This window comes from Mesorhizobium sp. A623 (genome assembly GCF_054489405.1).
Genome location: NZ_JBTMXB010000018.1, coordinates 32,135 through 44,847, shown reverse-complemented (window position 1 = coordinate 44,847; position 12,713 = coordinate 32,135). Strand labels below are relative to the sequence as shown.

Below are 12,713 nucleotides of genomic sequence, written 5' to 3'. Positions count from 1 at the left end.
ATGACGCGTCACGTTGACAAGACGGCGCTGCTTGCCAGCGCGACCTTTGTCCGAAAGGGCGAGGAAGACGACCCGGCAAACATCGTCACCAAGGCGCTGGAAGATTTCCAGAAGACGGTGGACGATCGCCTGAAGGCCGTCGAAACGAAGTCCGCGCCCGATATGACCAAGATCGAGGAACGGCTTGCTGCGGTCGAAACCAAGGCAAACCGACCGGCACCCGACAAGGACAAGAAGGCCGAGCCGACCGAAGAGCGCAAAGCGTTCGGCACCTATCTGCGCATGGCCGACCGTGCGCCGGCCGAGGAACTGAAGGCGCTCACCGTCTCCGGTGATCCTCAGGGCGGCTATCTGGCGCCGGCCGAACTGTCGACCGAATTCATCCGTGATCTGGTCGAGTTCTCTCCGATCCGTCCACTGGCAACGGTGCGCACCACCGCCGCGCCGTCTGTCTCCTATCCCCGCCGCAATGGCATCACCAATGCGAAGTGGAAGGGCGAGGCTCAGGCACAGGAAGGTTCGGAGCCCAGCTTCGGACAGGTTGAGGTGCCGATCCGCGAGATCAACACCTTCGTCGACATCTCCAACCAGCTTCTCGCCGACAGTGGCGGCGCGGCTGAAGCGGAAGTCCGTCTCGCACTCGCTGAAGACTTCGGCCAGAAGGAAGGGCTTGCCTTTGTTTCCGGTGCCGGCACCCTTGAGCCCGAGGGCATGATGGTCAATGCGGACGTTCTGGTGACGCCTACGGGCACCGCCGCGACGCTTGGCTCGGCTCCTGCCGATCTGCTCATCTCGCACATGTACGCCCTGCCTGCCGCATATCGGTCGCGTGGCACATGGCTGATGAACGGTTCCACGTTGGCCAGCATCCGCAAGCTGAAGGACGGGACCACGGGCGTCTATCTCTGGCAGCCCAGCTATCAGGCAGGCCAGCCGGAAACGATCCTTGGCCGTCCGGTGATCGAAGTGCCGGACATGGATGATATCGGCTCCGGTGCCACGCCGATCCTCTTCGGTGACATCGCCACGGCCTATCGGATCGTGGACCGCCTGAACCTGTCGATCCTGGTCAATCCATACATCCAGGCCACGAACGGCATCACCCGCATTCACGCCACCCGGCGCGTCGGCGCGGCCGTCGTGCAACCCAAGGCGATCCGCAAGATCACCTGCAAAACCTCCTGAGCCTGAGGGCAGAAAGGAACTACGATCATGCGTGATCTGTATTCGAACATAGGGGCAGCCTTGGCGCTGTCCCCAGCGGTGAAGACCGCTGCCGGCGTTGGCGCTGCCATCGATACCCATGGCTTCAACCGTGTGGCCTTCGTGGTGAACACGGGAGCCGTTGCCGGTGCCGGTGACTTCGGCGTCAAGGTGCAGGAGTCGGACACCGCGAACAGCGGCGACTTCACCGATGCCGCGGCTGATGTGGTGCAGTCCAACGCACCAGCCACGCTGGCAGCGGATAGCGCCTACAAGCTCGGATATACCGGCTTCAAGCGGTATGTGCGCCTCAGCCTCACCACGGCAGGCGGTACGTCCATCGTGGCCGGTGCCGTCGCTGTCCTATCCGACGCTGCTCAGCGCCCGGTGGCATGAGTTGAGATCATGGTCGGACTTCCTTTCGAGCCTCGCGAGGGCAAAGCGGAGTGGTTCGACCATGCGGTGGCGTGGTCATTGCGCGTCACCACAGGCCGCCGGCGTTTATCCTTTGCGCTGGCGGCCATCCCTTCCAACGTGAGGTGCTGAACATGGGCATTCCTCGCATATGTCCTTGTGGCCACCGCGTGCCCTATGGCCAGCCTTGCGCGTGCCAGAAGGCGAAGCGTGCCGAGATGGACAAGGCCAGACCATCAGCCCGCAAGCGTGGCTATGACACGGCATGGCAGAAGGTGGCCGCTGCGTTCCTTCGTGAGCCCGGCCATGAGCGTTGCGCCTGTGGTGCCCCTGCAACCGTCGTCATGCACAAGATCAGCATTCGTGATCGGCCTGACCTGAAGATGAACCGAGCCAACTGGAAGCCCGGTTGCGTCCGCTGCAACGCCATCCAGGCCGCGAACGATGGCAAGGCGGGGGGTAGGTCCAAGGTTTTAGGGGTCAACGTAGGACCGGTTTGGGCTCCTGACTCTGCGGTTTTTTCAAATTCAACGGCAAAAAATAGGGGCCGGAAATGATCGAGATCACCACGCCACCTGTAGTGCCGGAAGCCTTCACCGATCTGGTGCTGGACCATTGCAAGGTCGAAGCCGGTGACGAAGAGACCGCATACGGCGATCTGATCGCTGCCTATATCGAGGCAGCAATCGGCAAGGTCGAAAGCGCGTCCGGCCGGCTTCTGTTCAAGCGCACGATGACGTTCACCGCCGATGCCTTCGGCACTGCCCTGGCGATACCGGCAAGCCCGGTGCTGAGCGTTGCCAGCGTGGCCTATATCGACCCTGCCGGCGCTTCGCAGACGCTCGACAGCGGCGCTTATGTGCTGGTGGACAGGCTGGAAGACCCGGCATTGTTCGCTGCCTACGGCACAACCTGGCCTGAGGTGCGGGCATTCCCCGGCGTCGTGACCGTGATCTTCGACGCTGGCTATGGTGACGCGGCCGACAGCGTACCGGCAGAACTGCGCATGGCCGTCATGCAGACGGTTGCCGACTGGATGCGGTTCGGTGGCAATGTCGCCACGACCAGCCTTTCGCCGCTGCCTGCCGATGCCCGCCGCGCCTGCATGAATTTCCGAAGGACATGGGCGTGATGGCGCGGCGTGCGGGAGTATATGGCGCCAAGGGCGTGTCGGAGGCGTTTCGCGAGATGGCGAGGCTGTACAACACGCCTATCGGGCAGGCGTCCCGGTTCGCTTTGCAGCCGATCTTGAAGGGCGCGAAGGCGAACACGAAGCACGCCAGCGTCAAGAAGGCGCTTGTCCTGAAGAAGGACGCCAAGGCTCCGAAGACCAACCCGACGCATCTTGTCGGCGGCGATCCGAAAAACCCGGATTACCGCTTGCTGCATTTGCTGGAGTTCGGGACGGAAGCGCACGAGGTGAACCATCCCGGCACGACTGCCCAACCATTCCTCACCCCGGCCTATGAGGCGCATGGAGCCGAGGCTATCACGCGCTTTGGGGAGAAGATCGGTCCCGCACTCGAAAAGCAAGCGGCCAAGCTCGCCCGCAAATACGGGGGCAAGTAATGGAATCGCTCCCGCTTATCCGCTCGATCCTCGCAACCACTGCCGGCGTCACCGCCAAGCGTGTCGGTGGCATCCACCACAACGCCGCGCCTGCGGCTGATCCGCTGCCGAACGTCGTCCTTATGTCTGTGGGAGGCGAGGAAGGGCTATCGCATCAGGGGCCGTCTGGGCTGCTTCAGGAGCGTGTCCGCATCTGGGCACGCGGGAAGACTGCAAAGGAAGCCGCCGAACTTGGCATCGCAATCGACATCGCCTTGAACGGCTATCGCGGCACGGTGAACGGTGCCGACGTTCAGCTTGTCGAAAAGGTCATGACGACATCGGATTACCAAGACGGCGCGACTGCCCAGCGCTCGATTGTCGACGTCCGAATCCACTGGAGGCGCGCGCCATGACCATCGACCCCGCCACGCTAAACCGCCGCCTGACCCTGCGGCGCTATACCGTGACACACGATCCGCAATGGGGCGACACCTTCGCCTGGGCCGATCTGCGCACGGTCTGGGCAGCCATGGCCTATGACAGCGCCGACGAGCAATTCGCGGCCGATCAAACCTATGCCGTCCGCGTCGTCACCTTCACGATCCGGTTCACCAGCGATCTGACCGCGCTCGATCGTGTCACCTGCATGGGCGTCGAGTACGAAATCGCCGGTCTGAAGGAGATCGGCAACCGCGACGGGCTGGAGATCAAGGCCACGGCATTCGATCCCGGTGGTGCGTAATGGTTGCCGGCGTCAAGCCTATCTTGAAGTCCATCGAGGGCGGCCTTGCCAAGGTGCCGCCGGCACCGCGTGACCTTGCGCCCGACGCGCGCGAGGAATGGCGTCGTGCTGCAAAGGAACTGATCGACCTGAAAATCCTGACCAAGAGCGATCTTCAGGCGCTCGAGCAATATGCCATCGCTGCCGGCATGGTGAAGCAGCTTCAGGCCATAGCGTCGAAGTCGCCGCCGATCATCAGCAATGAGAAATCCGGTGCCGTGAAGCAGCACCCGGCCCACGTCATGCTGGCCAAATACCTGACACTTGCCCTGCGCTTTGCCGCTGAGCTTGGTCTCACGCCGGCCGGCCGTCACCGCAAGGGAATGCAGCAAGGGAGCAAAGCCGATGAAGGCGCGCCGTCCTGGCTGGATCTTTGATCGCTCGGAAATCCCCGACCCGTTCGGCCACGGCCAACGCGCGGTCGAGTTTATCCAAGCCCTGAAGCATCCGAAGTCACCGCTTCCAGACAAGGGTTTCCAATTGCCCTCTTTCTGGGAGCGGATCATTCGCCGCGTCTATGGCCCGACCGACCAGCACGGCAACCGCGAGGTGCGCACCGTGTTCTGCTTGTTGCCGCGTGGTGCCCGCAAGACGACGATATCGGCAGCACTGGCGTTGCATCACACCTTCGGCGGTGCCCGTGTTCATGGTGGACAGGCGCTTGCTGCGGCATCGTCCGAGGATCAGGCGCGCATCGCCTATGAGGAAGCGGCCGGCATCGTGGCGGAAACCCCATGGCTGGCCAGTCATGCGAAAGACCTATCGAGCGAGTTCCGGATCACCTATCCGAAACTGAAATCCGTCTTCCGCGCGATCAGTAGCGATGGCGGTGCCCAGCTTGGCAAGACGCCGACCATGGTTGTGGCCGACGAATTGATCGCGTGGAAGAAGCGCGACCTATGGGCGGCGCTGCAAACCGGCTTGGTGAAGGTGCCCGGCTCGTTGATGATCGTCATCACCCAGGCCGGTGCCGGGTCCGAAAACCTCGCATACAAGATGCTGGAATATGCCCGGAAGGTGGACAGCGGCGAAGAGGTCAACCCGTCCTTCCTGCCGGTCCTGTTCGAAACGCTGCCCGGTGCCGACTGGCGATCGGAGAAGCTATGGCATTTCGTCAACCCCGGCCTTGCCGAGGGCTTCCCCGATATCGAGGGCTTGCGCGGCCTGGCGAAGCTTGGCGAGAGTCTGCCGGCCGAACGCCGCGACTTCCTGCAATACAACCTCAACCAGTGGCAGGAACACAGCGTCGCGCCGTTCATCGAAATAGAGGTTTATGACCGCGGCGCCGAACCTTTCGATATCACCGCGCTGGAGGGAAAACAGTGCTGGATCGGCGTCGACATGGCCATTCGGCACGATCTTTGCGCCATCGTTGCCGCCTTCCGAGACGGCGACAAGTTCAAGGTAATCCCATGGTTCTTCACCCCGGAGGAAAACCTTCTCGCCAAGAGCGAACGCGACAAGGTTGATTACGCCGGCTGGCGTGACGCCGGTTTCATCGAGACGACACCTGGCCCGGTGATCAATCACAAAGCGGTTGCTGACCATATCCGCCGTCTCTGCGAGACCTATGACGTGCAGGAAATCTGCTTCGATCCGAACCGCGCGCTCGACATCATGAACGCCCTTGCCGAGGACCATCTCCCGGTCTTCAAATTTGATCAATCCTGGCGGATGCTGGTCCCGGCGATCGATACCCTGCAAGAGGTGATCCTCGAAGGCCGGATGCTGCATGGCGGCAATCCCGTGCTCCGCTGGTGTTTCGAAAACATCGCCCTGACACCGCCCGACAGGAACGGCAACAGGCTGTTTTCCAAGTCGACCAGCCGAGACCGGATCGACGGTGCCAGCGCGTGCCTCATGGCCATACAGCGTGCATCCATGGGCGACATGGGCGGCACCTTCTACGACAGCCCGCAAGCCGATAACTCGAACTTCTGGAGTTTTTGAGCATGAGCAGGCGTCGGCGCATCAGGCTTGCGGGACCGCAACCGAAGCGGGCAGTTGCGCAGCGCATTTTCCGTGACGAAGCGCGCAAGGTGATGGTGCGCAAGGTTATGGACGTGCTCCGAGGCTGGAGCCTGTCGCCGTTCGAGTTCGAGGGCAGCGCGCACACAGGCATTCGTGTCGCGATGATCCTTGACGGCCATCCGTGGGGCGCATCCGATCTGGAGGCCACCTTGCTCGTCCGCGAGGCCCTTCACCTTCTGGGCGCTGTCCGACCGTCATGGATACAGGGGCAACCCGAATATGTGATCGCAAAGGAGAACTGTGCGCAGTGTCGTGGACCGCTCGATGATGAAGCGATCGCGAACCATGATCGCTTCTGCTGCGAGGAATGCCGCCGGATCATGCAGACTTGGCAGAACAGGAATTATCACTACGCCATGGCTGATCGCGCCCGCTGGGCCTACGAGGTGGCACGCAAGGAAGGCATCTCCGAGCGGCCTTGTGCGTGGTGCCGCACGCCGTTCAAGCCATATCGCATCGAGGCGGAAGCCTGTTCACCATCCTGCCGGGAGAACCTTACGCGCGCGAAGCTGAAGCATCGTGACTGTGCGAACTGTGAGGAAGCATTCAGGCCGAGCAAGCCCTTTCAGAAATTTTGCTGCCTGGAATGCAAGATCGAGGCTGAAGCCAAGAAAGGGAAAGCCGAACGCGCCGCCCGGCTGGAGCCGAGGAAGTGCCGAGAATGTGATGAGATGTTTGAGCCGGGCTCCATGCGGAACTCACTTTGTTCGAAGAGATGCAAGGACCGGGCATATTATCGGCGCAAGGCTATGAAAGCTGAGGCCAGCGCCTTTGTCTGCGAGGAGGTCAAGCAGGCGGCTTAGAGACTGATTTTTTTTGTCTTTTGGGACGTGGAGGAACTTTCGCCTTCATTTTCGCGATCTTAGCAGCGGCTACCTTTTTTCTCGTGGGTACCACAAACCATTCGTAGATGAAGCCCTCAAGCGTATCCATTAGGATGTCAAGGTCTTCAACAGACGGTTTCCACCCACGGTGAGCAGAAGCACTTCCAGCATCAACCAACACGTCGAGATGTTCTCGCTCGGAATCTTTGATCAGCTTTTTTGTGACCATGTCATCGAGCTTTTCCTGGAAAGTCTTATCGGCGTCTATACCAAGAATTTCGGCGGCAATATCGAATGACGTTCTCACTCCAATCGCGGCAAGGGTCTTTAGATCGCTATCTAGCGATCCGTAAAGTTCACGGAGAGAGTCATTTAGCGGGCTGACTTTTTCAGTGTCAGTATCGATGGCGTTGGATTGGAACCAATCTGGCCGGTCCCTTTTGAATTTAGCGGGCCACGTCGCTATCGTCTCATCATGCTCTGTTTGAGCTTCGCCGTTCTCGTCGTAATAGTGGTAGTAGCTTTCCGAGTCCGTGCTGACGCTTTGTGCAAAGACATGCTCACATCCGCAGCAAACGAGAAGATACCAATCGACATGCCACGAGTAATTTCCCTCCCGGTCGCCTCCTCGCTCTGCATGGTGTCCTGCAACATCACAATTCCGCTTGCCTCGGCAATTTGAGCAGTATGCTTTTAATTTCGTACCGATCTTACTTTCTGTAGCCACTACATCCCCCTATCCCAAGCGCACCATCGCGCCGGCAGCACGCGGGCGTCAACACGATTTATGCTCGCTGAGCTTCGTCACCGGGAATTCTGCCGCGCTTTCGCTGGGCCTGGTAAATACGATCCGTACTAATGCCGGCCGCCATTCGACGAATTCGGAAAGCGATATCAGCAGCTTGTCATTTTCTTTCGCATCAATCCCAACCGTATTGAAGTTTCTGCGATGATTCCCCGGTGACCAACATCAAAGGGAAATCGAGATGACCAAACCAGTTGCGAAAGACCTTGCCGAAATGATCAGCGCCGCCCAGCGCCTTGCCGCGGCCAATGCCTACGACGTCAAAGATGATGGGCTGTTCGAGGCGTTCCACGAGATCGACACGATCTTGACCGCTGCCCTGGCGAGGCTCGAGGCTACGGTGCTTCCGGTGGCCGCCTGAAAGTTTGCCGAGTTGGCAAACATTGCCCGCTCCTCACCGGGGGCGGGTTTCATTTAAACTCGAAGTCTACATCGATTGAGGGCGGAGAGCTGAGCGAAATCGAAAATCCCGTGACGCTTACATAAGGATTTTCGCTCCATCGCTGTTTCATTTCCTGGGCTTCTTTGATGAGGCTTTCCCACCAATCGTCAAGCATGCCGCCTTTCATAGCCATATATGCCTGCGGGCTCGTGGGCATCTGATTTTGAAGGCGAGCCAAATCCTGTGCAAACGCCGTCAGCGCCGCATCTCGATCGGACGTGGCTTGTGCATGCCCAAGGCTGATTGCGGCCGACATTGCAATGGCTGCGATAGCGCATCTGATGGCTGATTTTCTCATGTCCCCTCCAATACCCGCCACCACTATGCGACCGGGCTGAGGTCAGGGCAACATCGTTCCTGTCTGGAACGAGGCGGGGCAGGGCAAGCAAAAGCCGTTTCCGTACCTATGCCGTACCTATCGGCTTTTCGTACCTCTTTGGAAGATCACTAAGTGCTTGAAAAGATTGGCTCCCCGGGCCGGATTCGAACCAGCGACCAACCGGTTAACAGCCGGTTGCTCTACCACTGAGCTACCGGGGAACGGGGGCTCTCTATGTGACCGGGGCAGCCTATAGCAAACCCTTTTCAGCTTTGCAAAGAAGCATTTCGCATTTTTCTCGCTCTTTTGCCTCGCCGCTGTCGTAATCCCCATTTGACACGCCCTATATAGGCACTCTGCCGCGGACTGCGGCATCAAGCGCAACCCACACGCAAGACGGACAACAAGTTCACCATGGCCGCAGATGGCGATAACCCAGCCCCACCGATCCGCAAGATTTCGGTCTTTGGGCGGGACTTCAGGATGCCACGATCGCGCGGCGCGCGAATCGCCATCGGCACGGTGCTGGTGATCCTGGGAATTTTCGGCTTCCTTCCGATTCTCGGTTTCTGGATGGTCCCGCTCGGGCTGCTCATTTTGTCCTATGAGTTTGCTTACGTGCGCCGCGCCAGACGCCGTTTCGTCGTCTGGTGGGAAAGACGGCGGGCGGGAAAGCGTTCACAATGAAGCTGCATGGCTTGACGCAAAATTTCGGGCAACCTATTGGAACCGGACGGAACGCCGGAGTGATGAGGCCTCGTGGCGGAGTGGTTACGCAGAGGACTGCAAATCCTTGCACCCCGGTTCGATTCCGGGCGAGGCCTCCAATCCCCGGCCTCCCGCGCGAATGCGCGGGAGCGGGGTCCATGGGAAAAGAAACCGAGCGTCTCGGCGCCGGGCGCGGGACGGCATCATGAACGCTGATTTCTCCGAACTTCGTACAAAAATGGTCGACGGCCAGATTCGCACGACAGACGTTACCAGTGCCCCATTGCTGGCAGCGCTGCTGTCGGTGCCGCGCGAAGCGTTCGTGCCCGAGAGCCAGCGCGCCATCGCCTATATCGACGAAGACATCCGCGTCGCCGACGGGCCAGAAGGCACGCGCTATCTGATGGAACCGTCGCCGCTGGCCAAGCTTTTGCAAATTGCCGATGTTTCGCAGACCGACCATGTCCTGGTGATCGGCTGCGCGACCGGCTATACGGCCGCCATCCTGTCCAGCCTGGCAATGTCGGTCGTGGCGCTGGAGAGTGATCTTGGCCTGGCGGAATCGGCGGCGTCCACCCTGTCGGGCCTGGGCTATGAGAATGTTACCGTGGTGAAAGGGCCGCTTCGCGAGGGTTACGCCGCCAAGTCTCCCTACAACGTCATTTTCCTGGACGGCAGCATAGACGAGGTGCCCGAAGGCCTGACTGAACAACTCGGTGAGGGCGGTCGGCTGGTTGCGGTGGAGGGCAGGGGCAATGCCGGGCTTGCCCGGTTATTCCTAAAAACGGACGGCGTTGTTACCGGCAGGCGCACATTTAATGCGGCAATTAAGCCACTACCCGGTTTCGAACGTGCGCAAGCGTTTAATTTCTGAATGGTTTCTTCTTGCGGCCGGCGCGTTGGCGTGTTGGCCTTATCTTTTGGAATCATTGCCTGATCCAGACGTCGGGGGCCGTGCGTAAACAGCAGGGAAAAAATGTCGCGTCGACTGTAGTTGGGCAGCGGTCGTGGCGTGGTTCCCGTGGAAATGAATGAGGGATACGTTGTGTCGCGTATAAGCAAAATAGCACTTGGCGTCTTTCTGGCGTCGGCAACCGCCCTGTCTCCGATTTCAGCTTCGGCCGAAAGCATCCTCGGGGCATTGTCCAAGGCCTATCAGAACAACTCCCAACTGAATTCGGCCCGCGCCGGTGTGCGCGTCACGGACGAAGGCGTGGCCATCGCGAAATCGGGCTACCGTCCAAGGATCAATGGAACGGCCGATATCGGTTATTCGAGTGCATCGCGCAATAACGCCAGCACGCGCCTGACGACGGGCGGCTTCGGTGTGCAGATCAACCAGACCCTGTTCGACGGTTTTCAGACCAAGAACAACGTGGCGGCAGCTGACGCGCGCGTGTCGGCCTCGGTTGAAAGCCTGCGTAACACCGAGGAAAATATCCTGCTGAATGCAGCGACTTCCTATATGGACGTCATCAAGGATCGCAAGATCGCTGTTCTGACCGAGCAGAACCTGAAATTCCTGACCGAGCAGGTCCGGGCCGCCCGTTCGCGCTTCGAGGTCGGCGAGGGGACACGGACAGACGTCGCCCAGGCAGACGCTTCGCGTTCATCCGCCATTGCCAATCTGAGTGCCGCGCGCGCACAGGCACTGTCCAGCGCCGCGATCTACCACCAGATCGTCGGCGAGGAGCCGGGCAAGCTCAAGGCCGCCTCTCCGGTAAGCAAATTGCTGCCGTCCAGCCTCACTTCGGCAATCGCGATCGCCTCCAACGAGCATCCGGCGATCCTGGCGACGGAGCATCTCGTTGACGCGGCCTCCTTCTCGGTCAAATCGGCAGAGGGCGCCCTGTTGCCGCAACTGTCCGCCTCGGCTGGCGTTTCGCGCGACTATCGCAATACGGAGGGTTCGACGCTTGCCGGCACTTCCGATGGCTACACGAATTCCGCCAGCATCGGCGCGACGCTGACGGTTCCGATCTATCAGGGCGGCCGCGCATCGGCACAGGTACGCCAGTCCAAGGAACAACTCGGCCAGGCCCGGATCGAGGTCGATGTGAGCCGCGACAATGTCCGCGCGGCGGTTACGTCGGCCTGGACGCAGTACACTGCGGCCAGGGAAGGCGTCGACGCCAACCGCGCGCTGGTGGCGGCGGCGCAGCTAGCCCTCGACGGCGTCGTCGAAGAGCGCAATGTCGGCCAGCGCACCACGCTTGACGTGCTCAATGCGCAAAACACCGTCATCTCCGCCCAGATCAATCTGGTCAGTTCCGAACGCGACGTGGTGGTGGCCAGTTACGCGATCCTGTCGGCGACCGGTCGCCTTTCGACGGAAAGGCTCGGCCTGCAGGTGGCGAAGTACAAGCCCGAGGAACACTACAACGCCGTCAAGGATAAATGGATCGGTCTGCGTACGCCTGACGGTCGCTGACGCGCGGCCTGTTTGCCTCATGAAGATCGATAGCAATCCGCAGGCGGCGTATGCGGTAGCTTGCTGACGGCTTGCCGAACCAAAACCCCAATCTGTTGAAATCCGCCATGAATCCAGATTGGGGATTCTCGTATCGCCGTCTGTCGAGTACGCTCGCGTAGATGATTCGAACGCGTTCGCCCTGCACTGCGAGCGTGAAAATGGTCACAAGGGCGACAAACGTGACAATGGCAACGGCAAGCAGCGCACAGCGCGAACCTTCGATGGAAGAAATACTGGCTTCCATTCGCAGGATCATCGAGGATAGCGACCCCGGCCGGAAGCAGCCTGAAGATGGCGCTGAGTTGAAACAGGATTTCGAGCCGGTTGCCGGGGAGCGAGCGGAAGCCGAAATCACGTCATTCCGCGCCGAACTCAGGGCCGGGTCGGAGGCCCGGAAGCCTTTCACCCTGGCAGACGTGCAAGCCAGGATGACGGCTGAAGCGCATGCTTCTGAACAGACCGGGTCCACGGACAGCGCTTCCTTGGCGTCCGTCGAAGCGGAGGCAAGCGGGGGCGCGCATGTCGAGGCATCGGCCGCCAGCACAGTGCCTGACACCAAAAGCGCGGATGTGCTGGTAGCAGACTGGCGCCGCGACATCGCCACGGCCGGCCAGCCGGTGCAAAATCCCGAGGCGGCGTATCCAGAACCGGAAGTCGAAATTTTCGAAGGCGAACTGGCAGACGATTTTTCGCTGCTGTCACAATCGTCCGATGAGGCGTCGGTCGACATGCCGGTCAAGGTCGAGGCAACGGCACGGCCGGCGATCGTTTCGGAACATACCGGCCGTCAGGTTGCCGCCGCTTTTGGCGAGCTTTCCGAAGCCTTTGCCAGCCGCAGCAAGAAATCCTTCGATGAAATGGCCGAAGAGATGTTGCGGCCCATGCTGCAGGATTGGCTCGATAACAATCTTCCAACGCTTGTCGAACGGCTGGTGCGGGAAGAAATCGAGCGCGTGGCCCGCGGCGCCTGATTTTCCGGCGTATTGCAGCGACTGCAGACATCCTGCAACCACTCCACTTAAGTCTTTGAAATGCTTCGATTGAGGTATTTTGCGCGAGGGCACGATCGCACGCGCCGGTCGAACGCGCGAAAATGAATGTTGCCGCGATTGACTTCTTGGCACGGTGATCGCTTTTCATCGCCGGAAAGAAGTGGTACCAG

At 60.3% G+C, this 12,713-nt stretch carries 17 protein-coding genes and 2 tRNA genes; 15 read left to right on the top strand and 4 right to left on the bottom strand.

The features are described 5' to 3' along the window. The 9 genes from ACX3P1_RS18080 to ACX3P1_RS18040 all read left to right on the top strand — a co-directional run bounded on the left by ACX3P1_RS18080 (position 1) and on the right by ACX3P1_RS18040 (position 6,783). A complete protein-coding gene (locus ACX3P1_RS18080) occupies positions 1 to 1,185 on the top strand; it encodes a phage major capsid protein (protein ID WP_459080997.1) in 1,185 nt (394 codons plus the stop codon). Positions 1,186 to 1,212: 27 nt separating this feature from the next. Next, positions 1,213 to 1,599 (top strand): hypothetical protein, encoded by a 387-nt coding sequence (locus ACX3P1_RS18075; protein ID WP_459080996.1) that lies wholly within the window; start codon positions 1,213 to 1,215, stop codon positions 1,597 to 1,599. A 571-nt stretch (positions 1,600 to 2,170) separates the two neighbouring features. Continuing rightward, the gene (locus ACX3P1_RS18070) at positions 2,171 to 2,749 is read left to right on the top strand and encodes a head-tail connector protein (RefSeq protein WP_459080995.1); all 579 of its coding nucleotides are present in this window, start codon (positions 2,171 to 2,173) and stop codon (positions 2,747 to 2,749) included. Continuing rightward, a complete protein-coding gene (locus ACX3P1_RS18065; RefSeq protein ID WP_459080994.1) occupies positions 2,746 to 3,186 on the top strand; it encodes an HK97-gp10 family putative phage morphogenesis protein in 441 nt (146 codons plus the stop codon). Before ACX3P1_RS18070 ends, ACX3P1_RS18065 begins: the two co-directional genes overlap by 4 nt. After that, positions 3,186 to 3,581, top strand: a complete 396-nt coding sequence (gene gp17, locus ACX3P1_RS18060) for a tail completion protein gp17 (RefSeq protein WP_459080993.1) — start codon at positions 3,186 to 3,188, stop codon at positions 3,579 to 3,581. The genes ACX3P1_RS18065 and gp17 overlap by 1 nt, the downstream gene beginning before the upstream one ends. Further along, positions 3,578 to 3,910 carry a phage head closure protein gene (locus ACX3P1_RS18055; RefSeq protein WP_459080992.1) on the top strand — a complete coding sequence of 111 codons (333 nt, stop codon included), beginning with the start codon at positions 3,578 to 3,580 and terminating at the stop codon, positions 3,908 to 3,910. Before gp17 ends, ACX3P1_RS18055 begins: the two co-directional genes overlap by 4 nt. Further along, entirely contained in the window at positions 3,910 to 4,326 is a 417-nt protein-coding gene (locus tag ACX3P1_RS18050; protein WP_459080991.1) for a phage terminase small subunit P27 family, read from the top strand. Before ACX3P1_RS18055 ends, ACX3P1_RS18050 begins: the two co-directional genes overlap by 1 nt. Beyond that, on the top strand, positions 4,295 to 5,899 hold the full coding sequence (locus ACX3P1_RS18045) for a terminase large subunit (protein ID WP_459080990.1): 1,605 nt from the start codon (positions 4,295 to 4,297) through the stop codon (positions 5,897 to 5,899). The genes ACX3P1_RS18050 and ACX3P1_RS18045 overlap by 32 nt, the downstream gene beginning before the upstream one ends. 2 nt (positions 5,900 to 5,901) lie before the next feature. Next, the gene (locus ACX3P1_RS18040) at positions 5,902 to 6,783 is read left to right on the top strand and encodes a hypothetical protein (RefSeq protein ID WP_459080989.1); all 882 of its coding nucleotides are present in this window, start codon (positions 5,902 to 5,904) and stop codon (positions 6,781 to 6,783) included. Here ACX3P1_RS18040 and ACX3P1_RS18035 read toward each other — a convergent pair. Then, complete coding sequence (locus ACX3P1_RS18035; protein WP_459080988.1) at positions 6,767 to 7,531, bottom strand: DUF4145 domain-containing protein; 765 nt, start codon at positions 7,529 to 7,531, stop codon at positions 6,767 to 6,769. The two genes, ACX3P1_RS18040 and ACX3P1_RS18035, sit on opposite strands and share 17 nt — an antisense overlap. 259 nt (positions 7,532 to 7,790) lie before the next feature. Between ACX3P1_RS18035 and ACX3P1_RS18030 the strand changes: the two genes are divergently transcribed. Beyond that, positions 7,791 to 7,970 carry a hypothetical protein gene (locus tag ACX3P1_RS18030; protein WP_459080987.1) on the top strand — a complete coding sequence of 60 codons (180 nt, stop codon included), beginning with the start codon at positions 7,791 to 7,793 and terminating at the stop codon, positions 7,968 to 7,970. A gap of 49 nt (positions 7,971 to 8,019) precedes the next feature. Here the strand turns inward: ACX3P1_RS18030 and ACX3P1_RS18025 are convergent, their stop codons facing one another. Both ACX3P1_RS18025 and ACX3P1_RS18020 read right to left on the bottom strand, forming a co-directional pair. Then, positions 8,020 to 8,349, bottom strand: a complete 330-nt coding sequence (locus ACX3P1_RS18025) for a hypothetical protein (RefSeq protein ID WP_459080986.1) — start codon at positions 8,347 to 8,349, stop codon at positions 8,020 to 8,022. A gap of 167 nt (positions 8,350 to 8,516) precedes the next feature. Next, positions 8,517 to 8,591, bottom strand: a tRNA-Asn gene (locus ACX3P1_RS18020). Positions 8,592 to 8,784: 193 nt separating this feature from the next. On the opposite strand from ACX3P1_RS18020, the gene ACX3P1_RS18015 reads away from it, so the two are divergent. From ACX3P1_RS18015 to ACX3P1_RS18000, 4 genes are all read left to right on the top strand, one after another. Further along, positions 8,785 to 9,057: a PGPGW domain-containing protein gene (locus ACX3P1_RS18015; RefSeq protein ID WP_459080985.1), complete on the top strand. Its 273-nt coding sequence runs from the start codon at positions 8,785 to 8,787 to the stop codon at positions 9,055 to 9,057. Between the two features lie 66 nt (positions 9,058 to 9,123). Beyond that, positions 9,124 to 9,197: transfer RNA gene (locus ACX3P1_RS18010), tRNA-Cys, on the top strand. 86 nt (positions 9,198 to 9,283) lie between these two features. Further along, positions 9,284 to 9,952 carry a protein-L-isoaspartate O-methyltransferase family protein gene (locus tag ACX3P1_RS18005; RefSeq protein ID WP_459080984.1) on the top strand — a complete coding sequence of 223 codons (669 nt, stop codon included), beginning with the start codon at positions 9,284 to 9,286 and terminating at the stop codon, positions 9,950 to 9,952. 171 nt (positions 9,953 to 10,123) lie between these two features. Beyond that, positions 10,124 to 11,509, top strand: coding sequence for a TolC family outer membrane protein (locus ACX3P1_RS18000; RefSeq protein ID WP_459080983.1), 1,386 nt, complete (start codon positions 10,124 to 10,126; stop codon positions 11,507 to 11,509). On the opposite strand, the gene ACX3P1_RS17995 is transcribed toward ACX3P1_RS18000, so the two are convergent. Further along, positions 11,466 to 11,795, bottom strand: a complete 330-nt coding sequence (locus ACX3P1_RS17995) for a hypothetical protein (RefSeq protein WP_459080982.1) — start codon at positions 11,793 to 11,795, stop codon at positions 11,466 to 11,468. The two genes, ACX3P1_RS18000 and ACX3P1_RS17995, sit on opposite strands and share 44 nt — an antisense overlap. Here ACX3P1_RS17995 and ACX3P1_RS17990 point away from each other — a divergent pair. After that, the gene (locus ACX3P1_RS17990) at positions 11,773 to 12,522 is read left to right on the top strand and encodes a PopZ family protein (protein WP_459080981.1); all 750 of its coding nucleotides are present in this window, start codon (positions 11,773 to 11,775) and stop codon (positions 12,520 to 12,522) included. The genes ACX3P1_RS17995 and ACX3P1_RS17990 overlap by 23 nt on opposite strands. The last annotated feature ends 191 nt before the right edge of the window (positions 12,523 to 12,713 follow it).

Coding starts and splice junctions, on each gene's coding strand:
- ACX3P1_RS18080 (WP_459080997.1), top strand. CDS start 1: ATGACGCGTCACGTTGACAAGACGGCGCTGCTTGCCAGCGCGACCTTT.
- ACX3P1_RS18075 (WP_459080996.1), top strand. CDS start 1,213: ATGCGTGATCTGTATTCGAACATAGGGGCAGCCTTGGCGCTGTCCCCA.
- ACX3P1_RS18070 (WP_459080995.1), top strand. CDS start 2,171: ATGATCGAGATCACCACGCCACCTGTAGTGCCGGAAGCCTTCACCGAT.
- gp17 (WP_459080993.1), top strand. CDS start 3,186: ATGGAATCGCTCCCGCTTATCCGCTCGATCCTCGCAACCACTGCCGGC.
- ACX3P1_RS18055 (WP_459080992.1), top strand. CDS start 3,578: ATGACCATCGACCCCGCCACGCTAAACCGCCGCCTGACCCTGCGGCGC.
- ACX3P1_RS18050 (WP_459080991.1), top strand. CDS start 3,910: ATGGTTGCCGGCGTCAAGCCTATCTTGAAGTCCATCGAGGGCGGCCTT.
- ACX3P1_RS18045 (WP_459080990.1), top strand. CDS start 4,295: ATGAAGGCGCGCCGTCCTGGCTGGATCTTTGATCGCTCGGAAATCCCC.
- ACX3P1_RS18040 (WP_459080989.1), top strand. CDS start 5,902: ATGAGCAGGCGTCGGCGCATCAGGCTTGCGGGACCGCAACCGAAGCGG.
- ACX3P1_RS18030 (WP_459080987.1), top strand. CDS start 7,791: ATGACCAAACCAGTTGCGAAAGACCTTGCCGAAATGATCAGCGCCGCC.
- ACX3P1_RS18025 (WP_459080986.1), bottom strand. CDS start 8,349: ATGAGAAAATCAGCCATCAGATGCGCTATCGCAGCCATTGCAATGTCG.
- ACX3P1_RS18015 (WP_459080985.1), top strand. CDS start 8,785: ATGGCCGCAGATGGCGATAACCCAGCCCCACCGATCCGCAAGATTTCG.
- ACX3P1_RS18005 (WP_459080984.1), top strand. CDS start 9,284: ATGAACGCTGATTTCTCCGAACTTCGTACAAAAATGGTCGACGGCCAG.
- ACX3P1_RS17990 (WP_459080981.1), top strand. CDS start 11,773: ATGGAAGAAATACTGGCTTCCATTCGCAGGATCATCGAGGATAGCGAC.
- ACX3P1_RS17995 (WP_459080982.1), bottom strand. CDS start 11,795: ATGGAAGCCAGTATTTCTTCCATCGAAGGTTCGCGCTGTGCGCTGCTT.